26 protein-coding genes are annotated in these 25,358 nt (G+C 64.2%); 17 read left to right on the forward strand and 9 right to left on the reverse strand.

The window, feature by feature from the left end; genetic code table 11:
• Positions 1-31: 31 nt before the first annotated feature.
• Together MU558_RS14640 and MU558_RS14645 are read right to left on the reverse strand one after the other, a co-directional pair.
• Complete coding sequence (locus MU558_RS14640) at positions 32-574, reverse strand: DUF7979 domain-containing protein (protein WP_246967651.1); 543 nt, start codon at positions 572-574, stop codon at positions 32-34.
• Positions 561-2,846, reverse strand: coding sequence for a DUF6789 family protein (locus MU558_RS14645; protein WP_246967654.1), 2,286 nt, complete (start codon positions 2,844-2,846; stop codon positions 561-563). Before MU558_RS14645 ends, MU558_RS14640 begins: the two co-directional genes overlap by 14 nt.
• 167 nt (positions 2,847-3,013) lie before the next feature.
• Here MU558_RS14645 and coxB point away from each other — a divergent pair, with 167 nt between their 5' ends.
• The gene (gene coxB / locus MU558_RS14650) at positions 3,014-3,778 is read left to right on the forward strand and encodes a cytochrome c oxidase subunit II (protein WP_246967657.1); all 765 of its coding nucleotides are present in this window, start codon (positions 3,014-3,016) and stop codon (positions 3,776-3,778) included.
• Between the two features lie 388 nt (positions 3,779-4,166).
• Here the strand turns inward: coxB and MU558_RS14655 are convergent, their stop codons facing one another.
• Entirely contained in the window at positions 4,167-4,373 is a 207-nt protein-coding gene (locus tag MU558_RS14655; protein WP_246967660.1) for a hypothetical protein, read from the reverse strand.
• Between the two features lie 347 nt (positions 4,374-4,720).
• Between MU558_RS14655 and MU558_RS14660 the strand changes: the two genes are divergently transcribed.
• On the forward strand, positions 4,721-6,088 hold the full coding sequence (locus MU558_RS14660) for a nicotinate phosphoribosyltransferase (protein ID WP_246967674.1): 1,368 nt from the start codon (positions 4,721-4,723) through the stop codon (positions 6,086-6,088).
• 74 nt (positions 6,089-6,162) lie between these two features.
• Positions 6,163-6,378 carry a hypothetical protein gene (locus MU558_RS14665; RefSeq protein WP_246967693.1) on the forward strand — a complete coding sequence of 72 codons (216 nt, stop codon included), beginning with the start codon at positions 6,163-6,165 and terminating at the stop codon, positions 6,376-6,378.
• A 59-nt stretch (positions 6,379-6,437) separates the two neighbouring features.
• Here MU558_RS14665 and MU558_RS14670 read toward each other — a convergent pair whose 3' ends face one another.
• Positions 6,438-7,046 (reverse strand): hypothetical protein, encoded by a 609-nt coding sequence (locus MU558_RS14670; protein ID WP_246967696.1) that lies wholly within the window; start codon positions 7,044-7,046, stop codon positions 6,438-6,440.
• 162 nt (positions 7,047-7,208) lie between these two features.
• Here MU558_RS14670 and MU558_RS14675 point away from each other — a divergent pair, with 162 nt between their 5' ends.
• The 3 genes from MU558_RS14675 to MU558_RS14685 all read left to right on the forward strand — a co-directional run bounded on the left by MU558_RS14675 (position 7,209) and on the right by MU558_RS14685 (position 9,785).
• The gene (locus tag MU558_RS14675) at positions 7,209-7,931 is read left to right on the forward strand and encodes a bacteriorhodopsin (protein WP_265781355.1); all 723 of its coding nucleotides are present in this window, start codon (positions 7,209-7,211) and stop codon (positions 7,929-7,931) included.
• A 142-nt stretch (positions 7,932-8,073) separates the two neighbouring features.
• Positions 8,074-9,357 (forward strand): histidinol dehydrogenase, encoded by a 1,284-nt coding sequence (hisD, locus tag MU558_RS14680; protein WP_246967702.1) that lies wholly within the window; start codon positions 8,074-8,076, stop codon positions 9,355-9,357.
• 59 nt (positions 9,358-9,416) lie between these two features.
• Positions 9,417-9,785, forward strand: coding sequence for a HesB/IscA family protein (locus MU558_RS14685; RefSeq protein ID WP_246967705.1), 369 nt, complete (start codon positions 9,417-9,419; stop codon positions 9,783-9,785).
• Here MU558_RS14685 and MU558_RS14690 read toward each other — a convergent pair whose 3' ends face one another.
• Complete coding sequence (locus MU558_RS14690; RefSeq protein ID WP_246967708.1) at positions 9,786-9,986, reverse strand: dodecin; 201 nt, start codon at positions 9,984-9,986, stop codon at positions 9,786-9,788. It abuts the gene before it with no gap.
• 114 nt (positions 9,987-10,100) lie between these two features.
• On the opposite strand from MU558_RS14690, the gene MU558_RS14695 reads away from it, so the two are divergent.
• A complete protein-coding gene (locus MU558_RS14695; protein WP_246967711.1) occupies positions 10,101-11,351 on the forward strand; it encodes a hypothetical protein in 1,251 nt (416 codons plus the stop codon).
• Between the two features lie 65 nt (positions 11,352-11,416).
• Here MU558_RS14695 and MU558_RS14700 read toward each other — a convergent pair whose 3' ends face one another.
• Entirely contained in the window at positions 11,417-12,391 is a 975-nt protein-coding gene (locus MU558_RS14700) for an ABC transporter permease (protein ID WP_246967714.1), read from the reverse strand.
• A gap of 116 nt (positions 12,392-12,507) precedes the next feature.
• Between MU558_RS14700 and MU558_RS14705 the strand changes: the two genes are divergently transcribed.
• Genes MU558_RS14705 through MU558_RS14720 form a run of 4 tightly spaced genes read left to right on the forward strand, consistent with a single transcriptional unit; the run spans position 12,508 to position 17,234 of the window.
• Positions 12,508-13,686: an ABC transporter permease gene (locus MU558_RS14705; protein WP_246967717.1), complete on the forward strand. Its 1,179-nt coding sequence runs from the start codon at positions 12,508-12,510 to the stop codon at positions 13,684-13,686.
• Positions 13,683-14,696 carry an ABC transporter ATP-binding protein gene (locus MU558_RS14710; protein ID WP_246967720.1) on the forward strand — a complete coding sequence of 338 codons (1,014 nt, stop codon included), beginning with the start codon at positions 13,683-13,685 and terminating at the stop codon, positions 14,694-14,696. The genes MU558_RS14705 and MU558_RS14710 overlap by 4 nt, the downstream gene beginning before the upstream one ends.
• The gene (locus tag MU558_RS14715) at positions 14,686-16,020 is read left to right on the forward strand and encodes an ABC transporter ATP-binding protein (protein ID WP_246967723.1); all 1,335 of its coding nucleotides are present in this window, start codon (positions 14,686-14,688) and stop codon (positions 16,018-16,020) included. The genes MU558_RS14710 and MU558_RS14715 overlap by 11 nt, the downstream gene beginning before the upstream one ends.
• Positions 16,021-16,040: 20 nt before the next feature.
• Positions 16,041-17,234, forward strand: a complete 1,194-nt coding sequence (locus MU558_RS14720; RefSeq protein ID WP_246967726.1) for a pyridoxal-phosphate-dependent aminotransferase family protein — start codon at positions 16,041-16,043, stop codon at positions 17,232-17,234.
• Here MU558_RS14720 and MU558_RS14725 read toward each other — a convergent pair.
• Positions 17,226-17,531, reverse strand: coding sequence for a DUF7116 family protein (locus tag MU558_RS14725; protein ID WP_246975010.1), 306 nt, complete (start codon positions 17,529-17,531; stop codon positions 17,226-17,228). The genes MU558_RS14720 and MU558_RS14725 overlap by 9 nt on opposite strands.
• Before the next feature lie 171 nt (positions 17,532-17,702).
• Positions 17,703-17,942 carry a DUF5816 domain-containing protein gene (locus tag MU558_RS14730; protein WP_246967729.1) on the reverse strand — a complete coding sequence of 80 codons (240 nt, stop codon included), beginning with the start codon at positions 17,940-17,942 and terminating at the stop codon, positions 17,703-17,705.
• A 186-nt stretch (positions 17,943-18,128) separates the two neighbouring features.
• Between MU558_RS14730 and MU558_RS14735 the strand changes: the two genes are divergently transcribed.
• On the forward strand, positions 18,129-18,539 hold the full coding sequence (locus MU558_RS14735) for a universal stress protein (RefSeq protein ID WP_246967731.1): 411 nt from the start codon (positions 18,129-18,131) through the stop codon (positions 18,537-18,539).
• A 64-nt stretch (positions 18,540-18,603) separates the two neighbouring features.
• Here MU558_RS14735 and MU558_RS14740 read toward each other — a convergent pair whose 3' ends face one another.
• Positions 18,604-19,605 (reverse strand): mechanosensitive ion channel family protein, encoded by a 1,002-nt coding sequence (locus tag MU558_RS14740; RefSeq protein ID WP_246967734.1) that lies wholly within the window; start codon positions 19,603-19,605, stop codon positions 18,604-18,606.
• A gap of 132 nt (positions 19,606-19,737) precedes the next feature.
• Here MU558_RS14740 and trmB point away from each other — a divergent pair, with 132 nt between their 5' ends.
• The 5 genes from trmB (at position 19,738) to MU558_RS14765 (ending at position 25,357) form a co-directional block, all read left to right on the forward strand.
• A complete protein-coding gene (trmB, locus tag MU558_RS14745; RefSeq protein WP_246967737.1) occupies positions 19,738-20,799 on the forward strand; it encodes an HTH-type sugar sensing transcriptional regulator TrmB in 1,062 nt (353 codons plus the stop codon).
• A gap of 387 nt (positions 20,800-21,186) precedes the next feature.
• Positions 21,187-21,399, forward strand: a complete 213-nt coding sequence (locus MU558_RS14750) for a hypothetical protein (RefSeq protein ID WP_246967738.1) — start codon at positions 21,187-21,189, stop codon at positions 21,397-21,399.
• Positions 21,400-21,763: 364 nt separating this feature from the next.
• Positions 21,764-23,233, forward strand: coding sequence for an extracellular solute-binding protein (locus tag MU558_RS14755; RefSeq protein ID WP_246967741.1), 1,470 nt, complete (start codon positions 21,764-21,766; stop codon positions 23,231-23,233).
• Positions 23,223-24,299: a carbohydrate ABC transporter permease gene (locus MU558_RS14760; RefSeq protein WP_246967743.1), complete on the forward strand. Its 1,077-nt coding sequence runs from the start codon at positions 23,223-23,225 to the stop codon at positions 24,297-24,299. The genes MU558_RS14755 and MU558_RS14760 overlap by 11 nt, the downstream gene beginning before the upstream one ends.
• Positions 24,299-25,357, forward strand: coding sequence for a carbohydrate ABC transporter permease (locus MU558_RS14765; protein ID WP_246967746.1), 1,059 nt, complete (start codon positions 24,299-24,301; stop codon positions 25,355-25,357). The genes MU558_RS14760 and MU558_RS14765 overlap by 1 nt, the downstream gene beginning before the upstream one ends.
• Position 25,358: the final 1 nt, after the last annotated feature.

Genomic DNA, 25,358 nt, shown 5'->3' on the forward strand with positions numbered 1-25,358 from the left:
GTCTGCGCCGCGCCACCACCGCGACGATCGATCACTCCCGCGGCGGGCGCCGCTTCATCCGCTCTTCGAAGCCCGCCATCCGCCGGTAGATCGGTGGCGTGAGTACCCCGACGATCCCGAGCAAGATCGCGACGACACCGATCGGGAACAACAGGGGCTCGGCCTCGAGACACGAGTTCAGCGAGGCGATCGTCACGTAGTAAGACCGCCCGTCGACGTCGACGATCACGCCCTCGCGCAAGGTGTCCCGATTCTCGAGACCGCCCTCGACGGTCGCGTCGTCGGTCGGACCGTCGATCGCCTCCCGAACGGCCGCCTGCTCCGCCGGTGAGAGTCGGTCGTAGGGAAGCCGTTCGACGGTTTCGCGGGGCGTGTCGGCCTCCTCGTCCTCGAGCGGCGTGACGGTAACGTCCGGATCGCTACAGAGGCCGAGCGAGTCCTGGACGACGACGTAACCGCCAAGAATCGCGCTGGGGATGCCGGCAGCAATCAGGAGGACGCCCACGAACGGGACGGCGTAGACGACGATCCGTGACTCCTCGTCGCTCGTGGCGTCGGCGTCAGTCCTGCTCATGACTCCTCCGACGGGGTGATCTGTACACGCCGAGGTACTCGAGCGTGCCGGCGAGCCCGAGGCCGTACGTCCAGTGGGCAACGAGAGTGAACACGAGGTAGCCGACTAACTCGAGGTCCGTCTGACCGGCGTAGAACGCGATGGCGAACCCGGTGGAGATGACGGTCGCGTATCCGAGCCCGGTGACGAGGTTGAGTTCGCCCGGCAGGTACTCGCCGAGAGTGAGAAAGAGCAGCGGCCAGACCGTCATCCCGCCGACGAGGAAGACCAGGTAGCCGAGTCCGACGTTTGCTGACAGGCCGACGAGTCCGGCGAGATCGGCGAACGAGACGAGATCGAAAACGCCGATGATGACGGCGACGAACAGCACGCCCGACATGAGGAGCGTTCCGACGAGACCGCCGGCAGCCCCCACGATCGCGTTGCTTCCGACGCGCCGTCCAACTTCGAGTAGCTGCTGTGAGAACGTCTTCTCGACTTCCGTCGGCGGGACGTACGAGGGACGGACCTCCTCGGGTTCGACCGGCTCGATCCCACGCTCGCGCTCGAGTTTGTCCTCGAGCCACTGCCACTCGCGGGTGAACTGGCCCGTCGACTTGAGATCCCAGGGATCGGCGTTCTCGAGCGGATCACCCTGAAAATACGACCAGAGCATGTTGTACAACCACAACAGGACGCTGAGTCCGATGAGGTAGGAGCCGACCGTCGCGACGACCTGCAGCGGAACGAACTCCGGCGGATAGGTGGCATAACGGCGCGGCAACTCGAGGAAGCCGATGACGACGAGCGTCGCGAAGGTGAGTGCGGAACCAGCAACGAGGAGGGTAGCTTGAAAGATCGCAAGTCGACGGTCGTACATTCGCCTGGCGAGTATCGGATACCAGTAGTAACTCGCCGCGAACATCATCAGCGGGATGATGCCCATGAGGATGAGGTGGAAGTGACCGACGACGTAGTACGTGTCGTGGTAGATGATGTCGACGGGGATCACGGCGAGGAAGACGCCGGTGATGCCGCCGTAGATGAACATGCCGATACCGCCGACACAGAGGATGGTCGGCGCCGCGAGCTTGACGTTGCCGTTCCACATGGTCGTGATCCAGTTGAACACCTTGATCGCGCTCGGGACGGCGATGGCGACCGACGTCGCCATGAAACTCGCACGGACGCGGGGATCGATTCCCGTCGTGAACATGTGGTGTGCCCACACGCCGAACGAGAGGACCCCGATCGCGAACGTGGAGTAGACGATGAACTTGAAGCCAAAGAGGTGACGGCCGACGAACTTCGGCAAGATGAGACTCATCAGCCCTGTCGCAGGAAGGAAGATTATGTACACCTCGGGGTGGCCCCAGAACCAGAACAGGTGTTGCCAGAGGATCGGACTGCCGCCTTCGGTCGCGAAGAACGTCGTCCCGAAGTTGCGATCGAAGAGTAACATCAGCAGGGCGCTGCCGAGCAGCGGGAACGCAAAGAGTGCGATACCGCTGGTCACGAGCATGTTCCACGAGAAGATGTCGAGGTCGCCCCAGCCGACGTCGTCGGCGCGCTCGTAGGCGATCGTGACGATGAAGTTGATCGCCGCGATCGTCGTCGCGATGCCACTCAGGTGCAGTCCGAGCAGGAGGAAGTTGATCTGTGGGTCCGGCGTCGCAGACGAGAGCGGCGGATACAGCGTCCAGCCGATCGCCGGTTCGCGAAGGGCCAGCAGGAACGAGATCCACTCCGACGGAACGACCAGCGAGAGCACCTTGCCGGTCACCTCGGCGAGGATCCCCAGCCGGGCGAGCACGAGCGCAGGCGGGAGCATCCAGAACCCGACCGCGTTCAGTCGGGGAAAGGCCATATCGTCGGCGCCGATCAAAAGCGGGAGGAAGTAGTTCCCGATGCCGAAGAAGACGGGCGCGACGAAGAAGATGAGCATCGTCAGCCCGTGCATGGTGAACAGTTCGTTGTACGTTTGCTCGGTCCAGATGTCGGCCGCGGGCGTCAGCAGGTGGGTCCGCATCATCATCGCGTCGACCCCGCCCCACAGCGCCGCGACGGTGCCAAAGGCGATGTAGAGCAGGCCGATCTCCCGGTGGTTCGTCGTCATCAGCCAGCGCACGGCCTCCGCACGCGCCGTCGAGACGGACACCCCGCGCTCGCCGATGACCGGATACCCACCGTCCGGCTGGGCCGACACCTGCCGGCGACGAGCGTAGATCACGAGCAAGAGACAGCTCGAGAGGATGGTCAACAGCAGCGTCATCTCGACGAGCCCCCGGGTCATCGTCCCACCCGGAGACGCCCGTCGCGACGAACTCGACGATACATAGAAACGCCCTCACCGCCGACGTCAATAAACCTCAATCGACGCGTTCTGAAATGTCGTGAGCCGACGACACTCACCGTCGTAACGAAAGCCGTATTTCAAGATTCGCGACGAAAGCCACGACGATGCGACGTCGTTCGCTACTCGTGGTCGCGACGGCCCTGCTCTGTACGCTCTGGCTCAGTTCTCCCGTCGCCGCCCAGGCCACGAACCGCGATCTCATCGACGGGCTCAACTTTCAGCTCCTGTACGTCGCGCTCCCGCTCTCGCTTTTCGTCCTGATAATCCTCGTCTACGCCGCCGTCACGTTCCACGACAACGACGACCCGAGACCGACGACCGAAGATCCGGCACTCGAGATCACCTGGACGGCCGCGACCGCGATCATCCTGCTTTTCGTCGGCGTCTCCGGCTACTCCGTGCTCGTGAGCCCGTACGTCTCGCCGGCACAGCCGACCGACTTCGCTGGCGACGAGGCGGAACGGGGGCTCGAGTCGTTGCCCGACACCGACGACGAGGAGGTCCGCGTCCTCGCGTATCGGTGGGGCTGGGAAGCGACCTACCCCGACGCGAACGTGACGACTCGCGACGAGATCGTCGTCCCGGTCGACGAGGACGTGACGATCTGGCTGACGTCCGACGACGTCATCCACTCGCTTTTCGTCTCGGATCTGGGTATCAAACAGGACGCTTTCCCTAACGAGTACACACGGATCAGGACCCACGTCTACGAACCCGGCGAGTACGACGCCACGTGTACGGAGTTCTGTGGCGCGGGCCACTCGAGGATGCGCGCCACTGTCGTCGCGCTCGAACCCGAGGAGTACGAGCAGTGGCTCGAGGAGAACGCCGACTCGGCGAACGCGACCGCGCCGTCGGTCTCCGGGTGATCGCTTCGACGACCGGACGAGAAAGCGTTTTCACGCCACGTCACCTACTTCTGGTGCGTGCCTCAAGTCCCCGTCCGAGCCTACCCGTTCGGGTGCGATGACAGAACGGCGAACCCGGGCGCGCGACACCACTGACTCGGGGACTCCTGACGGAGTCTCCCGCCCGGCACGAGGGTTAGCCAGCCGACGCGGCACGCCGCCACGGGATGAGGCTGGACGTTAGTGTTCCGGGCGACATTTCGAACGACCGTAGATACGTCTCCGGTACGTAGACGACGGCGTCGACGAGCGCGTTCTATACTCGCTACTGGCTCTGTACAGCGTCGGTCCGGAAAACTGTCACCGACAGTGAGAAATCGCGACAGAACTCGAGATCGGCCAGAACGAACTAGTCTTCGACGTAGATCTCAGGATCGACGACCGACGAGGGAGCGAGGCCGCCGCGGTTGACGATCGTGACGTCGGCTACGTCTCCAGAGAACCGGAACCGCTGTGTCCCACTCTCGATGGTTCCCTCTGCAGTCGTGCCAGAGACGATCGTCATCGCGTCCGACGCACCCGGCTCTTCCGGTTCGAACTCTCCGTCGAACGTCACTTCGAAACTCGCAGGTGTACCCTGTCCAACGACTGTAAGCGTATTCGGTAGCATTTCGTTATTTCGGGGCTCATTGTCCCGGTTTCGTACCGGATCCTTGCGTCCCATACGTCGGTCAACTCTGGCAGTAGACTATAAACCTTCTTGTCTAAGAATTGCCATTAATTCGTGAATCACATTTTTACCGGAGGTTAAATAAAGTATTTTGCACCTGCACGGTGTCTACACGTTCGAAAGCCGCGTATCGAACGCTACGCCAAAGGCGAACAAACGCGTCTTCCGTCGAGGCTCTCACGCTGAAAGGATCGACAGACGATTGATGAAACTGGAACGCGAATCGACGATCCATGTCGACGGAGTTCGGCCACGTCACCCCCGACAATCTGGCGCTGTTTACCGACCTGTACGAGTTGCGAATGATGCAGGCCTACCACGAACAGGGGCACAATCCGACAGCGACGTTCAGCCTGTTCTTCCGTGACCTGCCGCCCGACCGCGGCTACATGCTCGCCGCTGGCCTCGAGCAGGCCGTCCACTACGTCGAGAACGTTACGTTCGGCGATCGCGCGATCGAATACCTGGCCGAACAGGGGTTCGACGACGAGTTCCTCGCCCACCTCGAGGACTTCGAGTTCACCGGCGAGGTTCGCGCACTCCCGGAGGGGACGCCCGTGTTCGCGAACGAACCGCTGCTCGAGGTCACGGCACCGATCCTCCAGGCGCAACTGCTCGAGACGGCCGTCATCAACCAGATCGGCTACCAGACGCTCATCGCGACGAAAGCGATGCGGATGCGCGACGTGATCGAGCGCGAGGGAGACGGCCAGCAACTGGTCGACTTCGGGTCGCGACGAGCACACGGCACCGACGCGGGGGTCAAAGCTGCCCGGGCCGCGTACGTCGGCGGCTTCGACGGCACGTCGAACGTCGCCGCCGGGGAACTGTTCGACGTCCCGGTGTACGGGACGATGGCTCACTCGTGGGTCCAGAGTTTCGAGGACGAACTCGAGTCGTTCGAGACGTTCGTCGACGAGTACGGCGCGGACAGCATCCTGCTGATCGACACCTACGACACGGTCAACGGCGCGAAGATCACGAAGGAGATAGTCGAGGAGCGGGGCGTCGACGTCCGCGGCGTTCGGCTGGATTCGGGCGACCTCGCCGCGCTTTCGAAGGAAGTCGACGAGGTGATCCCGGAGGTCGACCAGTTCATCTCCTCGGGGATCGACGAGTACGCGATCCGTGAGTTCCTCGCCAGCGACGGCGTCGGATCGGGGTTCGGCCCGGGGACCGCACTCGTGACGAGCACGGACGCGCCGAAAGTCGAGGGCGTCTACAAACTCGTCGCCGTCGAACGCGACGGCGAGATGCAGCCGACGATGAAACTCTCGACGGGCAAGGTGACCTACCCGGGTGCAAAGAGCGTGCGACGGACGACGGACGGCGATCGGTTCACGGGCGACGTCGTCGGCCTTCGAGACGAGGACCTCCCCGGCGACGAACTGCTCGTCACCGTCGTCGAAGATGGCGACCGCGTCTACGACTTCCCGGACCTCGAGACCGTCCGGGCCACCGCCGTCGAGAACGTCGGCCGACTCCCCGAGGAACATCGACAACTCGAGGATCCCGACCCCTACGAGGTTCGCATTAGCGACGGTCTCGACGAACAGACCGAGGACCTCCAGCGGACGCTCGAGGGTCGGCTCCCCGATTGAACGGCGGGCCGGCGATCGAACCGTCGTTCACGTTCGGTCGACAGTCATTAACACCCCGACGTCCCACCTCGCGTATGGACCAGCAGGGATTCGTTCGGCTCGCGGTCGTCGCGTTCGGCCTCGTCGTCCTGAGCTTCGTCGTCCTCGGCTTTAGCCGGCTCGTCCTGCCCTACCGGGTAGCGCAGACGCTCGCGGCGCCGATCGGGATCGCTGGGTTCCTGCTCGGAACCTACCTGTTCGTTCGGGCGACGCTCTCGTCGATCGGCGTCTCCCCTATCGACACCGAGTGAGACGGACTACTGGAAGTCGTTTCCGGTACAGCAGACCGTATGAGCGCGAGTGCCGGCGACTAGCTGACGAACTGGGTTCGAAGCGAGAACACGGTTCCCGACGCCGTAAGCGAGAGTACCGCAAGTCTCGCCACGGACAGTCCCGTTCCCGACGGTTCGAAGGGGTGTCCACCGCCGGAGCCGGCGAACGACGCCAGCGCACTCTCGCCACCGTAGCCGACGGCGAACAGGCCGAGCGTCAGCAGAATCATCGCCGATCCCGTAACGAGCCCGATCAGCGAGGCGAGTTCCTCGAGGTTCAAAAGCCGTTTCGCCTGAGTTTCGGAGACTGGCTCGAGTCGGCGACGGTACAGTTCCACGGCCGTGAGACTGCCAGCGGCGGTGAAGACGACGACGACGGCGAACAGCCCGAGGAGCACGACTTTCGGGGATGCGGTGAGCGGATCGCGCCCTGGGAACGTCTCGCTCGCAGACGAGGGGAGAGTCAGGGCGATCGGCGCGACGAGCGCGACGAGGGCGAGCAACCCGGACATCCACGTTAGTTTCTGTGAAATCGGCTGTTTGAAGTAGCTAAATCGCCTCACGCGGAGTCGATCGTACGTCGACCCGTCGAGCAACGCGTCGGCGATCCAGTCTTCGGAGGGCGACTCGCTGTCAGTGTCGGTCATGCGTAGTCAGGGGAACCGGTTGATCCGTTGATGACGTATGGGCCACATAAAGATTTCTCAATCGGCGTATAAAATACAGCAAATAACGAATGTACTGAAGCCCTAACAGACGTTCAACTGGTTAGGGAGTGCGAGTATGATTTCTCGAGACTTACGGGGAGTATGGCCACAGTAGGCCCCGAATCGATATGGCTTTGGATCGGTACGATCGGAATGACGATCGGTACGCTGTACTTTATCGGCAGAGGGCGGAACGTCACCGATCGAAAGATGCAGGAGTTCTACGTCATCACGATCTTCATCACGACGATCGCTGCGGCGATGTACCTCCTGATGGCGACGGGAACCGGCGTCACGACGGTTACCGTCGACGGTGAGCCCCTGACGATCTACTGGGCGCGGTACGCCGACTGGATCTTCACGACGCCGCTTTTGTTGCTCGACCTCGCGCTGCTCGCCGGCGCGAACCGGAACACGATCGCGACGCTGATCGGCCTCGACGTGTTCATGATCGGGACCGGAACCATCGCGGCGCTCGAGACCGTCGGCGCCTATCGGATCCTCTGGTGGGGCATCAGCACTGGCGCACTGCTCGCCCTGCTGTACATCCTCGTCGGCACGCTCTCGCGCTCGGCCGCCGACAAGCCGGCAGAGGTTCGCCAGCTGTTCACCACGCTCCGGAACCTGGTGATCGCCCTCTGGTTGCTGTATCCGATCGTCTGGATCGTCGGCACCGAGGGCACCCTCGAGCTCATCCCGCTGTACTGGGAGACCGCCGCGTTCATGGTGCTCGATCTCTCCGCGAAGGTGGGCTTCGGGTTCCTCCTGCTGCGGAGCCGGTCCGTGCTCGAGCGGGCGACGAGTCCCGCCGGAGTCCCGGCCTGAGCACCGCGACGGAATTCCGTCCGACCGAGAACGACCTTTTTTCGACGGATCGATCGACAGAGGCCGCGTTCGTCTCGAACGGTGGCGACGGCAACGACCGGGAAGAGAAACCGTTTTTCGACGGCCACCCGAACCCTTCACCATGACCATCGACGTGCGGGAGATCGCCGACCTCGGCCCCGACGAGCGGACCGCGTTCTTCGAACGCGACGCCGGCATCGACGAGGTCCGCGGCGACGTCCGCGAGATCGTCGACCGCGTTCGCGAGGAGGGCGACGTGGCCGTCCGCGACTTCACTCGAAAGTTCGACGGCGTCGAAGTCGGCAACCTCGAGATCACCGACCGGTGTGAGCGGGCCTACGACGAGATCGACGCGGCCGTCCGCGAGGCGATCGAGACGGCAGTCGAGAACGTCCGCGAGTTCCACGAACAGCAGGTTCCCGATGACTGGCGACGCGAGTTCGACGAGGGGCGCGAACTCGGGCGGCGGTTCCGGCCGATCGACCGCGCCGGCGTCTACGTCCCCGGCGGCACCGCGGCGTACCCCTCGAGTGCGATCATGGGAGTCGTGCCGGCGGTCGTCGCGGGCGTCGACCACGTCTCCGTCGTGACGCCGCCGGCCGACGAGATCAACCCGGTGACGCTGGCGGCGATTCACGCAGCGGGTGCCGACGTCGTCTACAGCGTCGGCGGCGCACAGGCGATCGCCGCGCTCGCCTACGGGACCGAGACGATCACGCGCGTCCAGAAGATCGTCGGTCCCGGAAACCGGTGGGTGACCGCGGCGAAAGCCGAGGTGCGAGGCGACGTCGAGATCGACTTCCTCGCCGGGCCGAGCGAGGTCGTCGTCGTGGCAGACGAGACGGCAGATCCCGAACTGGTCGCCGCGGAACTCGTCGCGCAGGCCGAACACGACCCGAACGCCGCCGCCGTCGCCGTTACCGACGACGCAGACCTCGCCGAGGCCGTCGCCGACGCGGTCGACCGACAGACCGACGACCGGGAACGCGCCGAGATCGTCCGCGAAGCGCTTGCAGGCGACGGGAGCGGCGTCCTCCTCGCCCGATCGATGAGCGAGGCGATCCTCTTCACCGAGGAGTACGCGCCCGAACACCTCTCGATCGTGGCCGACGACGACGAGGCGATCCTGGAACGGATCGACAGCGCAGGCAGCGTCTTCCTCGGCCCACACACGCCGGTCGCCGCGGGCGACTACGCCAGCGGGACCAACCACGTCCTCCCGACCAACGGCGGCGCACGCGTCGTCGGCGGCCTCTCCGTCGAGACGTTCGTCCGGTCGACGACGGTCCAGCGGCTCTCGGCGGACGGACTCGCGGACCTCGCCGACACGATCACGACGCTGGCCGACGCCGAGGGACTCGAGGCCCACGCCGAGAGCGTCCGCAAGCGCGTCGACGAGGACTGAAACCGATCGGATCTTTCTCGAGCGTCAAGGTTAACACGCTCGCGACAGAAGTACGTGATATGAGTACGGACAGCATGGAGGGCGGGGAGACGCGCCCCCGGATCGAGGTCACCGAAGACGCCGCTGCGCAAGCGCTCGACCTCCTCGAGGACGAGGGACTGGACGTCGGCGAGGCGGGGCTTCGCCTGTTCGTCCAGCAGGGTGGCTGTGCCGGTCTCTCCTACGGAATGCGGTTCGACACGGAGCCAGAAGAGGACGACGCGATCTACGAACACCACGACCTCAGGGTGTTCGTCGACCCGGCCAGCCTGAAGTACATCGAGGGCAGCGTCCTCGACTACGAGAGCGGCCTCCAGGCGGAAGGGTTCCACGTCGAGAACCCGAACGTCGTCAGCGAGTGTGGCTGTGGCGAGTCCTTCCGGACGTAGCTAGTCCTCGAGTTTGAACGCGACGGTAACTTCTGCCTGATACTCCCGGTCGTCGACGCTCGCGATCTCGACGCCGAGTTCGTCGACCTCGATCCAGTGGACGTTCTGTAGCGTCTGCTCGGCGCGATCGATCGCGTCGTCGGTGGCCGCCTCGAAACTCTCGGTACTCGTCCCGATCAGCGTGATCTTCTTGAAGACCATGGCAAATGTCACTACACCACACAATTACTTAAACGTATACCGCAGACGACGGGTCGTCGCTCGAGTGACGGCTGCATCCCGAATCTTCATATGGGCGCTGTGGGACTTCGATGCATGGCCAGCGCGGCATCGCTCTCCGAACCGCAGGTCCTCGCACACGCCAAGCGACGGCTGTTCCCCGCCGCCGACGAGCCAAATGCCTATGCAGTCTGTGACACGCAGTTCGCCATGGACGAGTGGCTTCCCGGCCGCCCCATCTCGCCGACCGTCCGCGAGCAGCTCGCGCCGTTCAACCACGTTCGTCTGGGATCGGGCTACCCCGACCTCGTCGGTGTGCGAACCCTCGAGTCCGACCTGCTGGCAGTCGAGCGCTTCGGGGACCAGCCGCCGCTGATCGCCGTCGAAGCGAAGGGCTATACGGACGCCGGTGTCGACGTCGAGCGTGGCGTCGTACAGGCGTACGACCGCCTCCACGAGGCGAACGCTGCCTACGTCGCTGCCCCTGTTGCGGCCATCTCGGAGTCGACAAGAACGATCGCGCGCGAACTGAACGTCGGCGTCCTCGGCGTCACTCACAGTGGAACCGTCGAACCGCTCGAGGTTCCACGCGTCGTCGGGAATCGAACCTCCGACGAGGCGACGGCGATTCGCTTCCAGGCGACCGCACAGGGGGTCGCCGACAAGTCGTTCGGTCTGAACCACCCGAAGAACTACCTCGCGGTTCCGCTCGCGCTGTCCCATCCGGACGAGACCGAGACAGTCCTCGCCGAGCGCGTCGTCCGCGCCACGGACGACGCTCGGAGAGGGGCTGCGTTCCTCGGGCTTATCGAGGAGCACCCCGACAGGATCGGCCTCACACCGCTCGGCGAGGAGGTGGTTCGCTTCGCGCTGAGCCAGTACGAGTCGATCGACGACGCACTGGCGGTCTTCGAAGACTGGCAGGGATCGCCGAAGCGATTCTGCGACCTCGCGCCGAACTGGGGGCTGCTCACGAGACGCGTCGTCTGGACGTATCCCGCGACGCAACTGCTCGTCGAAGAACTGCAGACGATGCACGACGACGGCATTCGTGATCCGTCGCTGGTCGATCTCGTCGAGTGGCTTCACGTCCACCATCCGACGTTCACGGTCGAACTGTTCCTCCGCGGAACGGACGACGTTCGTTCTCGAGTGTTAGACGAGACGGGCACCCTCGAGGTGGACGAACTCGCCGACGGGAACGTCTTCCACGCGCCGACCGTCTTCCAGCTGAAGGCGATGTTGTTTCACGCCGGCATCCTCGCCGACCGCGGCGCGGAACCACACCGGCTCGACCCAACGACCGACAGCTGGCGGTTACGGGAACCGCTCGAGGTCGTTCCGTAGGTCTCGACCAGAGCGATCGGTCAGGAGAGAGAGAACGGCACTTCGCGAGGACTCTGCTGCTCGAGTCAGCGTCGCGAACCGGTGTCGACGCGCGGATCGAGGACGCTGTAGCCGACGTCCTGGACGACGTTGCCGAGGACGCCGACGACGATGACGACGAGCGTACAGCCGAGGACGACCGGGAGGTCGCGAGCGTTCACCGCGTCGTACAGCACCATCCCGAAGCCGTCGATGCCGAACAGGTACTCGAGGACGAAGACGCTGAGGACGAGTACCGCGAGCATCTCGGTGAAAAACAGCGAGATCAGCGGTATCGCGGCGGTTCTGAGCACGTGTCTGGCGACCCGCCAGTCGCTCGCCCCTTTCGCCCGGAGGAGTTTGACGAACGCCGCGGAGACGTACTCCATCGACTCCGAGCGGGCGTAGCTCACCTGACCGGCGAGGAGCGTCGTCGTCAGTAACGCGACGGGCAGGAGGTGCTCGCTGAGCACCGAGCCGTCGCCGACCGAGACCGGGATCCCGAGCAGGACGAGAACGAGAGAGCCGATCCAGAAGTTCGGGAGACCGAAGAGCAGGTACGTCGTGAGGCGGCCCGCCGTTTCCCCGCGGGAGCCGCGTCGGAGCGCCGCGTAGACGCCGAGCGTGATTCCGATCGTGACCGCAAGCACCATCGCGGGCAGCACGTACGCGGCGGTCCGCAGTACCGACTCGAAGACGAGCGACGTCACGAGGTCGCCGGTTTCGATGGAGTGTCCCCACCGGAGGGTGACCATGTCGACCATCCAGTGCACGTAGTTCTCGAGGAAGGGGCCGTCGAGGTTACGTTCGGCGAGATACTGTCGTCGGATCTCGTCGCGTTGTGTCGCCATCTCCTCCGGCGACTTGCCTGCGAAGGCGGCGCCGATCATCGCCCCGCCGATCAGGCCACCGAGGTTGGTGTCCCGGGTCTGGGTGAGCAGGAGGAAGACGATCGTCAGCACGGCCCAGCCGGCCACGGCTCCGAGCGCTATTCGGCGACCGATTCGTCTGTACAGGCTCACGGCGTTTCACCGCCGGAACCGGCGCGTAGCTGGTGTCGGGAGGGCATCGGCTCTCCCTTGTTGACAAATCACATAAGTATTTGTGAGAAACGCTAGAGTGTGAACGTAGAGTCTCGATGCCCGCTCCAGAAGACCCTCCAGAGACCGCCGCGTTTCAACGCGTCGACTGGGACGACCTCGAGAATCGGTGGCACCGGCCGCGGCTTCGAACGGTTCTTTTCCTGTGCTCACTCGTCGGCCTCGGTGGGCTCTACCTGTACGACAGGAACTACGCTCACGTCTACCTCGTCGGCGAGTGGAAGGTCTCGCTTCTGGACTGGCTGTTCTTGCTCTCGCTGGCAGTGTTCGTCTCGTACGTCCTCGTGCCTGCGGCGCGAAACCGCAAGCGGGTCCTCGGCTACTGGCGACGGCTCCGCCGGGATCGTCCGGCGCTGATCGCCAGCGCGTACGTCGCTGTATTCGTACTCGTCGGCCTCGTCGGGCTGCTAGTCACGGGCGACGTTCGGATCCGGTTCGAACACCAGTTCCAGCCGCCGATCGGATTCACGTCGGACGCGTCTCTGGTCCACGACTGTCTCGGGACCGCCGCCGACGGACGCTGTGGCTGGTCCCTGCAGTACCCACTCGGGACGGACGTCCGCGGGTACGACGTGCTCGCGCTCTCAGTCCTCGGGGCCCGCGTCGCCCTCTACGTCTCGATGATCACGGCGACGATCGTCGTCCCGATCGCGCTCGGCGTCGGCGTGGTCGCGGGATACGTCGGCGGCTGGGTCGACGACCTGGCGATGGCGTACGTCGACGTCCAGCAGTTCGTGCCGGCGATCCTTCTCTACTTGCTGTTCAAGGTGTACTTCGGCCGGTCGCTGTTCCTGCTCGTCGTCGCGTTCGGCCTGCTAAGCTGGGGTGGGATCGCCAGACTGGTCCGCAGCGAGACGCTCCAGCGGCGCGAAGAGGGGTACGTGCTCGCGGCCCGCAGCGCCGGGGCGAGCAGGCTGTACGTCGTCCGGAAGCACCTCCTGCCGAACGTCTCGAGTACGGTCGTTCCCGCCGTTGCACACCTGATTCCGGTGCTCGTCCTCACGGAGGCCGGAATCGCCTTCCTCGGATTCGGCGAGACGGAGCTCAACTCGTGGGGGATGACGGTCGCCCACGGCCTCGACGCGACGTGGGCCGATCCGCTGGACCAGTGGTGGGTGTCGCTTGTCCCCGCCGTCTTCCTGACGACGACCGTCGCGGCGTTCAAACTCGCCGGCGATGGGCTGCGGGACGCGCTCGACCCGCGGGGTGACCGATGACCGAACCGTTGCTGTCGGTGTCGAACCTGCGGACGCAGTTCCGAACCGACCGGGAGACGGTGCGAGCGGTCGACGGCGTCGACTTCGACGTCTTCCGCGGCGAGACGCTGGCGATCGTCGGCGAGAGCGGGTCGGGAAAGACCGTCGCCTGCGAGTCGATTACCCGTCTGCTTGAGGAGCCGCCGGCCGAACTCGTCGACGGCGAGGTGGTGTTCGACGGGGTCGACCTGACGACGCTCCCGGAGGCCACACTCCGAGAGATTCGCGGAAACCGCATCGCACACGTCTTCCAGAACCCACAGCGGTCGCTGTCGCCGGTGTACACCGTCGGCGAGCAACTCGTCGAGGCGATGGCGATCCACGACGTCGCGTCCGGGACGGCGGCGCGCGAGCGAGCGGTCGGCCTGCTCGACCGCGTCGGCATTCCGCGGCCGTCGGTTCGCGTCGACGAGTATCCACACCAGTTCTCCGGCGGCATGCGCCAGCGGGTCGCCATCGCGATCGCGCTCGCGGCCGAACCGGACCTGCTCGTCGCCGACGAACCGACGACGGCGCTCGACGTGACCGTCCAGGCCCAGCTGCTCGAACTCCTCACCGACCTCCAGGAGACACTCGAACTCGCGGTGATCCTCGTCACGCACGACTTCCGCGTGGTCGCCGAGCTCGCCGACCGCGTCGTCGTGATGTACGACGGCAAGGTGATGGAGCGTGGCTCCGTCGGGGACGTGTTCGACGGGCCGGCACACCCGTACACGCAGGCGCTGTTCGGTGGTGAGGACGTGGCCGATCGACGGGTCGACGACGCCGACGATACAGCGCCGACGGTCGGCTGTCGGTTCCACCGCGAGTGCCCGCACGCGATTCCCGACTGCCGCCGCGGCGATCAGCCGCCGTTACGTCCGACGGGAACCGGGCAACGGGCCGCCTGCGTCTACTACGACGAGCGCCACGATTCATCGGTCGTACGCGGTCGCCGACTCGAGCGGGAGGTGACGAGCGATGACCGGTGAGGCGATCTTCTCGGTTCACGACCTCGAACGACACTACTCGGTAACCCGGGGACTGTTCCGGCGCGAGGTCGGTCGCGTTCGCGCGGTCGACGGCATCTCGTTCGACCTCGAACGGGGCGAGACGCTCGCGCTCGTGGGCGAATCCGGCTGCGGAAAGTCGACGGCCGCTCGAACCCTCGTCGGACTCGAGGACCCAACCGGGGGGACGGTCCGGTTCGACGGAACCGACGTGACGACCGCCGACGGCCGGGCAGCGACCGACTTCCGTCGGCGCGTCGGGATGGTGTTTCAGGACCCGGACTCGAGTTTCAACCCACGAATGCCGGTCGGCGAGGCGGTCGGCGAGCCGCTTCGAATCCACGGCATGCGCGACGAGCAGCGAGAGCGCGCCATCGTCACCGAACTGCTCGAGCTCGTCGGGCTGTCCGAGGCGCACTACGATCGATACCCACACGAGTTCTCCGGCGGACAAAAACAGCGGCTCGCGCTCGCCCGTGCCCTCGTCCTCGATCCCGAGGTCGTCGTCGCGGACGAACCGGTCAGCGCACTCGACAAACGCGTGCAGGACGACGTCCTCGACCTGATGGCGGACCTCCAGGAACGGTTCGACCTCTCGATCCTGTTCATCAGCCACGACGTCGACGTCGTCCGGTCGTTCTGCGACCGCGTCGCCGTCATGTACCTCGGCGAACTGGTCGAGCGCGGCCCCGTCGAGACGGTATTCGAGGAGCCGGCCCACCCGTACACTCGGGCGCTGCTGGGTTCGGTGCCGGCACTCGATCCCGGGGACCGGGGAGAGCTGGTGACGCTGACCGGAGAGGTCGGCGATCCGGCCGATCCGCCGACCGGCTGTCGGTTCCACCCGCGCTGTCCGGCGGTGATACCGTCGCCCGAGTACGACCTCCCACGGGAGGAGTGGCGCGCGCTGCTCGACCTCCGGTTTGCGGTCGCCGACGCAGCCGACGCGGACGAAGACCTTCGGACGGGCGATCGATCGCTCCGGGAGGACCACGGCGTTCCCGCGCCCCTGTCCGATCCCGACGCCGAGGCGGTCCTCGAGCGAGCGCTCGCTGACGTCGCAGACGGCACGGTCGAGCGCGGTGCTCGCCAGCTTTCCGAGGAGTTCACGACGATTTGCAAGGAGAAAAACCCCCGGAGGGAGACGTCGACGGCCGACCGATTACCTGCCATCAGCACGTCGACTGACTCCCCTCGATCGGAACGTGCAACCTCGAGTCAGCGTCGTTCGCGCTCGAGCGGCTGTCGTCCCGTGCGAAGAGTGTCGTCCCCGAAACGGTCGCCGAGTCGTGAAGGCTTTTGGTGATGCCGGTACCACGTGACCGCATGGCAGACAGCGACGACGCGCCACGAGTAGGAGAGCTGACACCACCGGAACGAACGCTGATGGGTCCTGGCCCGAGCGACGTCAATCCGCGCGTGCTGCGCGCGATGAGCACGCCGCTGGTGGGACACCTCGATCCCTCGTTCGTCGAGATCATGGACGAGGTCCAGGAACTCCTGCGGTACACCTTCCGGACGGACAACGAGTGGACGATTCCCGTCTCCGGCACCGGCTCTGCGTCGATGGAGACGGCCATCGGGAATCTGGTCGAACCGGGCGATACGATGCTCGTCCCGACGAACGGCTACTTCGGCGGTCGCATGGCCTCGATGGCCCGCCGCGCCGGCGGCGAGGTCGTCGAAGTCGACGCACCCTGGGGCGAACCGCTCGATCCCGCCGACGTCGAGGCCGCACTCGCCGAACACGAACCCGACGTCTTCGGCTTCGTCCACGCGGAGACGAGCACGGGCGTCCGCCAGCCCGACGTGCCGGCGCTCACCGAAGCGGCCCACGACCACGGCGCGCTCGTGATCGCCGACACCGTCACCTCGCTGGGCGGCGTCGAACTCCGCGTCGACGAGTGGGACATCGACGTGGCCTACTCGGGCCCACAGAAGTGTCTCTCCTGTCCGCCGGGTGCGAGCCCGCTGACGCTCTCGGACGAGGCGATGGAGAAGGTGCTCTCCCGTGAGGAGGATCCCCGGTCGTGGTACCTCGACCTCTCCCTGCTCGAGGGCTACTGGGGTGACGAGCGGGCCTACCACCACACCGCCCCGATCACGAACGTCTACGCGATCCGCGAGGCGCTGCGGCTGGTCGCCGAGGAGGGAATCGAGGAGCGCTGGGACCGCCACGAACGCATGGCCGGTGCGCTGAAGGCGGGCGTCGAGGCAATGGGGCTCGAGATGAACGCCCCCGACGAGTACTGGCTGCCGAGCCTGAACGCCGTCCGCGTCCCCGAGGGCGTCGACGACGGCGAGGTCTGTGCCGAGCTGCTCGAGCGCTACGACCTGGAGATCGCCGGCGGACTCGGCGACCTCTCTGGCGAGATCTTCAGAATCGGCTGTATGGGCCACTCCGCACGGCCGGAGAACGTGCTGTTCGTCGTGACCGCGCTGGGTGACGTCCTCGAGTCGATGGGCGCGGACGTCGACGCCGAGGCGGGCGTCGCAGCGGCGCGACGCCACCTACGCTGATACTCTCGGTCCTGGTGGAGCGCGTTCGACCTGATACTCTTCTCCGTCGACGACGATGACGGCCCACTCGTAGTCGGGATCGGTCTCGCGAAGTCGCCGCTCGAGGCCGTCTGCGTCTTCCGGTTGTGCGACGAAACAGCGGAATTCACCGGATCCAGACGGAATCTCTCGCGTATCGCTTACCGTATTCACGTAGACGACTTTCCACGCGCGTTCTGCTCTGAATTCGGGGCCGTTGCCCTCGACGGTGTAGCCGAGTTCTGCGAAAATCGACCTGGCCTGCTCGACGAGTCGCATGTTAACAGGACCCATTCAGTGGGATGATACACGGGGCGACGACATAAGTCTTGTTGCGTGGCAAGATAATGCCGATAATCCTGGACGAAAGTCTGGGAGTTCGACGAACCAGTTGAAGTTATTGCGGGGAGATCGGTCGAACGATCCGCAAAAACGGTACTCGGGAGGGAATCACTCGTGGGCTGCGTCCCACTCGGTCGGTTTTCGAAAGTTTCCACACTGATTACACTGGACACGTCCCATCGCGTCCATCGCAACGTCGAAGCTCGCGCAGTTCGTACAGAACCAGCCGTATCGCTCCGTCCCCTCGGGTGATCGGTAGGCGACGAGAAACGGCCCCTTGGATCCTCGATCACCTTCCGTCCGCGAGACGTAGAGCGTTTCGCCGTCGTCGGTCGACCTCGCTTCCATGCACGCGGCTACGTCTGCACCCGATAAATGACTGTCTTTCCGTAAAGAAGCGAGTCTTGGCTCCGACGTCCCGGTGTCCAGCGGTGGCTATCCACGTTCGAGAGTGATCGGCACAGCGTCTGTCGATTCGCAGATCAGACGCGATAACTGAAAGGTTTACCCGGTCCGGTCACGTTCGCTTTCGTGATGACGCTGGTCGTGGTTCCGGTCCGGTATCCGCTGTCGGCTCGCTCGAAACGCACCTTGCGGAAGGCGATCGAGGTGGCCCGCGAGCGCGACGCCGCGCTGACGATCCTGCACGTGAACCTCTACCAGAACGGCCGGAAAGTGACGCGGATGGACCTGAAAGAGGAGGTCGAACGAGCGGTCGGCCGACTCGAGAACGCGCGATACGTGGTCCGGACGGGATTTCTCGTCGAGGAGAGCATCCTCGAGGAGGTCGCAGCGGAGGAAGCCGACGTCGTCGTCGTCGGCCACAAGCAGGCGAGCCGGTGGCGGCGTCTCTTCCAGCGGTTGACGGACAATCCGGACATCGAGGCGTACCTCCGGAACCACCTCGATTGCGAGATTATCACCGTCGAGGGGACGACGGCCTAGTGTCCGTCTCGAGTCGACAGCCGAGGATCGTATCCGACCGACCTCGGTCGACGGCGGGGGGACGCTACCGGTCTCGCTCGTCGGAATCGAACGACCGGCGCGAGGGATCGCCGTCGGCCTCGAGCGGCGAACCGACCGCGACGCGTGCCTGCCCGCTCGTGCCGTCGAACACGTGGTGTCTGTGGGGGTAGGCGAACTCGACGTTCGCGTCGGCGAATCGGTCTCGGATGCGCTCCTGGACGGCCGACTTGACGACGAGCAGCTTGTACGGGTGTTTCACCCACAGGCGAAGCGTGAGCAAGACGCCGCTGTCTGCGTACTCCTCGATGAGACACGTCGGTGCGGCCGAGTAGCGTGCGCTGCCGACCCGGATGTCCGGCCCGCCGGAGATCACGGTGTCGACGTCACGCGCTGCGCGCTCGGCGAGACGACGTGCCTCGTCGACGTCACTCTCGTAGGTGACCTCGAACTGGACCGAGATGCGCGTTCGCTCGTCTTCTGCAGAGTAGTTGATGACGTCTCGCGTGTGGATCTCGGAGTTCGGGATGACGATGAACGTGTTGTCGAGCGTGAAGATCTTCGTGTACCGGATCGTGATGTCTTCGACGAACCCGCGGTAGCCCTGGTCGACCACCTCGATCATATCCCCGATCTCGTAGGAGCGATCGGCGAGGACGAAGACACCGTTTATCAGGCTCCCGATCAGCGGCGCGAGGACGACCGCAACCACGGCGGAGATGACCCCGACCGAGAGCAAGATTTCGGAACTGCCAACGCCGAGGATGCTCGCCGCGGCCGCCGCGGCGAGCAGCAGGACGCTCATACGAACGGCACGCAAGATCGCCCGCGTTACGCTCGGTCGTTCGACGTGGCGGGCCACGGTCCGACCCACGAATCTGACGACGAACTTCGAGGCGTACCAGCCGACGACGAAGACGATCAGCGCGAGCAGCGGCTCAATGGCCCACTCGGGGAAAAACGGCAGGTGCCTGTCGACCACGTCCGTGGTCTCGTTGACCGCCTCGTCCGTGGTCTCGTTGACCTGCTGTAAGAGGACCCCGCGCATGAACGCACACTCATGACCGCGTTGGTTAAGGGTTCTGACGCCGCCCGATCGCTGTCTGACAACCCGATTTCGAAATACAGTGCTACTCAATACATAATAAATGTTTTACCGCTAGAGTGCGTGGATACGAGTATGTCCCAGGACGAACTCCGCTCGACCGTCGAGCGCGTCGGGGATCGGTTCAACCTCGGCGAGTACGAGATCGACGCCTACCTCACCGTCTTAGAGCACGGCCAGCTCACAGCGAGCGAGATCGCCGATCGGACCGACATCCCACAGCCCCGCGTCTACGACACCGTTCGCAGCCTGAGCGACCGCGGACTCGTCGAACTCCGCGAGTCGCGGCCGATGAAGATCGTCGCGATCGATCCTGGCGAGGCCTTCGACGACGTCCAGACCTCCCTCGAGGCGATGATCGACGAACTCGAGGCGCGCTACACCGCGCCCGCGCGGGACACCGAGGCGGTCTCGCTCGTCAAGTCGCGATCGACGATCCTGCGGTACCTCGAGGAAGTGATCGACGCCGCGGAGTACGAACTCGCGCTTTCGCTGACGCCCGATCTGCTGTCCCGGTTCGAGTCGGAACTCTCTCGAGCCACGGGCGACGGGGTGAGCGTCGACCTGATCGTCACGCCTGCGGCCGAGGCACCGGATCCCGACCACTTCGACTATCGCGACGTGGCGACGACCGCCCGCGCCCGCCGTGGTATCACGACGCCCGTCGTCGCCGTCGCCGACGGCGAGTACTCGATCTACGCGACCCAGGACGCGCTCCGGGACGATCAGGACCGGTACGGCGTCATCTTCAACCGATCCGCGCTCGGATTCCTCGTGTCGGGCTTCTTTGGAACCGTCCTCTGGACGACCGCCGACGAGACGCTGGCTGAAGACGGCGACGGCCGACCGTACCCGCGCCAGTACGCGTCGATCCGTCGATGCGTAAAAGACCTCCTCGACGCAGGCGGGGAGTTCTACGCGACGATCGAAGGACGCGACGTCGAGACCGGCAGTCCACGGGTCGTCCGAGGACAGGTCGTCGACATCTCTTTCGAGATGACCGAGGAAGTCGCCTCCCTCACGCTCGAGACCGCCGAGGGCGAAGTCACCGTCGGTGGCCGCGTCGCTGCACTCGAGGACGTCGAGGCGCACATTATTCGCATCGGCCGGAACGAACCGCCGACGATAGAGGAATAACCGTCTGCTGTCTGTCGTTCTGCTCGTCGAGCTAACAGTTGCGTTCTCCGAACGACGGTCTCTGCCGATACGGGCTGTTGGCTGTCCGTACCGTGACGATCGGAGCAATCCCGGCACCGTCGAGACGACAGAGCGCAGCCGGTGATCGGATAGCTATAGCAGTAGTCGGTAATACGGATTCATTATTCAGAAAAGAGTCCGAAATACCCGTTCACCCTCTGTAAGTTAATCGCACTCCAGTTTGTGTGTGTCGGGGTGCGGCGTTACTGAGTCAACTCGTCGGTCAGTAATGGATACGTTATGTTGTTGTCGGCAATAGAATATTAGTGACTGAAATATTCAACCCAAGATGATATAGGTGCCAGCGGACAAGTATCTCTCGTCTCTATGGAAGATACGGTAGACGTTCCCCGAACCCAGTTGCAGGCAATCCTGTACGGCGGGCCACTGATATATGGTGTTGTGACGGCCTACGTTGGACTGTCCTTCCTTGAGGGAATCGTGCAGACGGCTGCACTGATGATGGCGGTCTTCGGAAGTCTCGCTGCCTACGTCATACTGAAGAGAGTCTACGAAGCTCAGTACGGAGTCAAACTCTGAGTAGCCCTTCTCTTGTACTTAGCGAAGTTTCCGAGCTAATTTTTGACTGCATTCTAAATAATAAATTATATTACCAACTACTGATAGTAGCCGCTGAACGTCATTGCACACCTGCTTGCGACTCGGCGGCCAGTACTGGCCGCGCCACTGCGAGCAGCGTGTGACCCAGTTGAATTGTCACGATAGCGCCAATCACTTGACCCGTCGCGACGAGCGACGTCAACGGGTCGTCGAATTGATTCGTCGGCGGATTCCTGCCGTCGTAATCGACGATTATACCAGTATATACTCGTGACCGTCACCATTTATTACATTCGTGCAAGCTAACAATTAATGTGCCAAGAAGCAGTTTTGCTTATGAAGGATGGGCCAAGATAGCACAGGTCGTGAAGATCAGCAGGGACTGTCCCGTCGTCGGTTCCTCGGAGCGGCGACGACCTCGGCAGCGGCCGCCGGGGTAACGGTCGCCGGATGCCTCAGTCGAGGCCGTGAGCCGGGGTCTGTAGTGATGACCGCTGCCTCGGACGTCGCGGGGATCATGCACAGCGAGGGCAACGACCCCTCGATTCAGCAGGCCCTGTGGGACGCCGGCCTCGACGAGAACATCCGCGTCGAAATACAGACCGTCGTCAGCGATTCCGCATCGCGGATGCAGACCGCCCAGTCGGCGCTCGAGGCAGGTCGCGCCCCACCGGACATCCACATGATGGACAGCGGCTGGACGGTTCCGTTCATCCTTCGGAACCAGACGGTCAACCTGAGCGAGCGGCTCCCGGGCGAGACGCTGCAGTACGTCAACGACAACTACCTCGAGGCGAGCCTCGAGACAGCACGGCATCCCCAGTCCGGAGAGCTCTACGCGCTACCCATGTTCCCGGACCTGGGGTTCACGCTGTACCGGAAAGACCTGATCGAGGACGCCGGACACGATACCAGCAACTGGGGAACGGATCCACCGTCCTGGGAGGAGTTCGCGACTGCGGTCCGCGACGCGAGGGATCAAGCCGACCTCAACTACGGGTATACGACGCAGGCGGCTGCCTACGAAGGACTGTCTTGCTGTACGTTCAACGAGGTGATGACCTCGTGGGGCGGAGCGTACTACGGCGGGGCGAACAACCTGTTTACCGCCGGAGAGCGACCGATCACCGTCAACGAGCAGCCGGTTATCGACGCGATTCGGATGATGCGCTCGTTCATCGAAGGACAGGAGGGCAACACACTCGATAAGTACGCGCAGATCTGTCCGTCGCCGATCGTCCAGTGGACGGAACAAGAGTCGCTCAGCCCGTTCTCGAACGGCGAAGCCGTCTCGAACCGCAACTGGTCGTACGCCATCGCGGAGACGGGGACGGAGGACGCCTTCGGCGAGAACCTCGGAGTCATGACGAGACCGTACGCGGTCTCCCAGGAGGAGGCCGAGTACCAGGGGACCGGTGGTACCACCGCGGCGCTTGGCGGCTGGAACCTGGCCGTGAGCCCGTATTCGGACCGCCAGGAGGAGGCGCTACAGGTCCTCGAGGCGTTCGCCAACAGGAACGTGATGCTCACGGTCTTCGAACTCGGGGGATTCCTCCCGCCGAACCTCGATTTAGTCGCGGAGGCCGATCCAAGCGACGTCGGTCCCGTCGCTCGCTACGGCGACGTTGTCCAGTCGGCCAGCGAGAACGCGATCGCGCGACCGGCGACGGACCTCTGGCCCGAACAGTCGGCGCTGATATATCAGGAAGTGAATGCGGCGTACCGCGGCACGAAAACGCCCGAGTCGGCGATGAGCGACCTCGCGAACGAACTCGAACAGAGCGAATCGGAGGTGCAAACGAATGGTAACTGACACCGATAGAGCGGGGACAGACGACAGAACGGTGGCCGACGGCGGGACGGTGACCGGCGGCGAACGGGGAACGAGTCACGAACGAGAGCGGACGGGCAACGCCGTCGTCAACTGGATGGAGAATCTGAGCGAAGCGGCATACGCGTATCTGCTGTTGCTGCCAGCGTTCGCGTTGCTGACGCTGATCGCGTTCTATCCGATGGTTCGGACGTTCGTCATGTCGCTGCGCGCAAATCAAACGCGGGGACTGGAGCAGCTGGGTGGCTTCGTCGGCGTCGAGAACTACGTCGACATTCTCACCGGGAATGCGCGACTTGCCCGACAGTTCCTCGACGTCGGGCTGACGTCGTCGTTTCCCTTTATCGAACTTGGCACCCCGTTCTTCCAGCAGGCGCTGTTCGTCACGCTCGCGTTCGCGGTGATCAGCGTCATCTTCGAGACGGTGATCGGGTTCGGGCAGGCCTACGTGCTCGATCAGGACTTCAGAGGGCGGCGCTGGGTTCGCGTGGCGATCATCCTCCCGTGGGCGGTGCCGATCGTCATCCAGGGGATGATCTTCTTCCTGCTGTTCCAGCCGACGGTCGGGTTCGGCTCCGACCTCATGCAGAGTCTCGGTATCTTCAGTGGGACGCCGCTGGCCAACAGCCAGGACGCCTTCATCATCATCCTCGTGGCCGACATCTGGAAGTCCTCGGCGTTTATGGCCCTGCTGATCCTTGCGGGGCTCCAGAGCGTCGACCGGAGTCTGTACGACGTCGCTCGCGTCGCCGGAGCCTCGCCGTGGCAGCGATTCAAACTGATCACGCTCCCGCTCGTAATGCCGGCCCTGTTGGTCGCAATGTTGTTCCGAACCATGGACGCGATGCGGGTGTACGGCCTGATCGAGTCGACCGCAGGCTGTACGACCGTGCCGTCGCTGAGCTGTCTCGTCGTCGAGGCGATGTTCGGCGGCACGCGCATCTACGCGACGGCCGCCGCCGTGGCCTTCGCGACGGCGCTGGTCATCGGCCTGATCATCGGCGTGTACGTACTGCTCTTTCGCGACACCGAAGGAGGGATGTACTGATGACTGATCCGAACGACTCCACTGACCCAACGAACTCCACCGAGTCGAGCGACACCAGCCGTACCGGCAGTGGCAGGGATGACCTATCACGAGATCCGGCGCTTCGCCGACCCGACGGCGGCACGGTCCTCACGGACGAGCGCGACGCCGAACTCGACCGCGGGCCGTTCCAGCGGTGGGTCGCCAACTCCATCTCCAACCCGGAGCGGGTCTACCGGGCGATGTTCTACGTCGCGGCGATTTTCTTCCTGTTCACGACGCTATTCCCGTTCTACTGGCTGCTAATGGTCGCACTGACGCCCGAAGGTCAGCTTCAGGACATCGTCTTTACGCCGAACGGCTTCAACCCCAGCGCGTTCGTCGAGGTCTTCCAGGTGATCCCGTTCCACGTGTACATGTTCAACAGCTTCGTGATCGCGCTGGGATCGACGATCCTCGTGTTGATAATCGCCAGCCTCGCCGGCTACGCGTTCGGCCGCCTCGAGTTCCCCGGCCGGACGCCGCTGATGCTGCTGGTGTTGGTCATCTCGTTTTTCCCACCGGCGGCGTTCTTCATCCCGCTGAACGACCTCTTCAACACGTCGTTCGCGATCCTCAGGCCGGTCACCGGCGACGGCACCCTCTACAACACGCCCTTCGCGCTGGTGACGCCGCTGTCGGCGATCTTCATGCCACTGGCGATCTTCATTCTCACGACGTTCTACTCGCAGATTCCGGACGGCCTCGAGGACGCCGCACGCGTCGAGGGAACGACCCGGCTGGGCGCGCTGTTCCGGGTCATTATTCCGCTGTCGGCACCCGGCGTCGCGACTGCTGGCGTGTTGACGTTCATCGCCGTCTACAACGAGTTCTTCTTCTCGTTCCTGATGACCGACGGCCAACCCGAAAACTGGGCGCCGATCCTCGACGGCATCCTCGCCTATCAGGGGCAGTATCAGGTGTTGTACAACCTCATGGCCGCCGCGAGTATCCTCGGGGTGATCCCCGTCGCGATTCTCGTGGTGATCGCCCAGGAAAAGATCGTCAGCGGACTCACCGCAGGAGCACTCAAAGAGTAAA

The organism is Natribaculum luteum (genome assembly GCF_023008545.1).
Classification (GTDB): Archaea; Halobacteriota; Halobacteria; order Halobacteriales; family Natrialbaceae; genus Natribaculum; species Natribaculum luteum.

Excerpts from the sequence above, each read along its gene's own strand:
- MU558_RS14690 (WP_246967708.1), bottom strand. The coding sequence starts at position 9,986 with ATGGTCTTCAAGAAGATCACGCTGATCGGGACGAGTACCGAGAGTTTC.
- MU558_RS14715 (WP_246967723.1), top strand. The coding sequence starts at position 14,686 with ATGACCGGTGAGGCGATCTTCTCGGTTCACGACCTCGAACGACACTAC.
- coxB (WP_246967657.1), top strand. The coding sequence starts at position 3,014 with ATGCGACGTCGTTCGCTACTCGTGGTCGCGACGGCCCTGCTCTGTACG.
- MU558_RS14755 (WP_246967741.1), top strand. The coding sequence starts at position 21,764 with ATGGGCCAAGATAGCACAGGTCGTGAAGATCAGCAGGGACTGTCCCGT.
- MU558_RS14750 (WP_246967738.1), top strand. The coding sequence starts at position 21,187 with ATGGAAGATACGGTAGACGTTCCCCGAACCCAGTTGCAGGCAATCCTG.
- MU558_RS14685 (WP_246967705.1), top strand. The coding sequence starts at position 9,417 with ATGAGTACGGACAGCATGGAGGGCGGGGAGACGCGCCCCCGGATCGAG.
- MU558_RS14660 (WP_246967674.1), top strand. The coding sequence starts at position 4,721 with ATGTCGACGGAGTTCGGCCACGTCACCCCCGACAATCTGGCGCTGTTT.
- MU558_RS14760 (WP_246967743.1), top strand. The coding sequence starts at position 23,223 with ATGGTAACTGACACCGATAGAGCGGGGACAGACGACAGAACGGTGGCC.
- MU558_RS14705 (WP_246967717.1), top strand. The coding sequence starts at position 12,508 with ATGCCCGCTCCAGAAGACCCTCCAGAGACCGCCGCGTTTCAACGCGTC.
- MU558_RS14640 (WP_246967651.1), bottom strand. The coding sequence starts at position 574 with ATGAGCAGGACTGACGCCGACGCCACGAGCGACGAGGAGTCACGGATC.
- trmB (WP_246967737.1), top strand. The coding sequence starts at position 19,738 with ATGTCCCAGGACGAACTCCGCTCGACCGTCGAGCGCGTCGGGGATCGG.
- MU558_RS14710 (WP_246967720.1), top strand. The coding sequence starts at position 13,683 with ATGACCGAACCGTTGCTGTCGGTGTCGAACCTGCGGACGCAGTTCCGA.
- MU558_RS14670 (WP_246967696.1), bottom strand. The coding sequence starts at position 7,046 with ATGACCGACACTGACAGCGAGTCGCCCTCCGAAGACTGGATCGCCGAC.
- MU558_RS14695 (WP_246967711.1), top strand. The coding sequence starts at position 10,101 with ATGGCCAGCGCGGCATCGCTCTCCGAACCGCAGGTCCTCGCACACGCC.
- MU558_RS14665 (WP_246967693.1), top strand. The coding sequence starts at position 6,163 with ATGGACCAGCAGGGATTCGTTCGGCTCGCGGTCGTCGCGTTCGGCCTC.
- MU558_RS14720 (WP_246967726.1), top strand. The coding sequence starts at position 16,041 with ATGGCAGACAGCGACGACGCGCCACGAGTAGGAGAGCTGACACCACCG.
- MU558_RS14735 (WP_246967731.1), top strand. The coding sequence starts at position 18,129 with ATGACGCTGGTCGTGGTTCCGGTCCGGTATCCGCTGTCGGCTCGCTCG.
- MU558_RS14730 (WP_246967729.1), bottom strand. The coding sequence starts at position 17,942 with ATGGAAGCGAGGTCGACCGACGACGGCGAAACGCTCTACGTCTCGCGG.
- hisD (WP_246967702.1), top strand. The coding sequence starts at position 8,074 with ATGACCATCGACGTGCGGGAGATCGCCGACCTCGGCCCCGACGAGCGG.
- MU558_RS14725 (WP_246975010.1), bottom strand. The coding sequence starts at position 17,531 with ATGCGACTCGTCGAGCAGGCCAGGTCGATTTTCGCAGAACTCGGCTAC.
- MU558_RS14645 (WP_246967654.1), bottom strand. The coding sequence starts at position 2,846 with ATGACCCGGGGGCTCGTCGAGATGACGCTGCTGTTGACCATCCTCTCG.
- MU558_RS14740 (WP_246967734.1), bottom strand. The coding sequence starts at position 19,605 with ATGCGCGGGGTCCTCTTACAGCAGGTCAACGAGACCACGGACGAGGCG.
- MU558_RS14675 (WP_265781355.1), top strand. The coding sequence starts at position 7,209 with ATGGCCACAGTAGGCCCCGAATCGATATGGCTTTGGATCGGTACGATC.
- MU558_RS14765 (WP_246967746.1), top strand. The coding sequence starts at position 24,299 with ATGACTGATCCGAACGACTCCACTGACCCAACGAACTCCACCGAGTCG.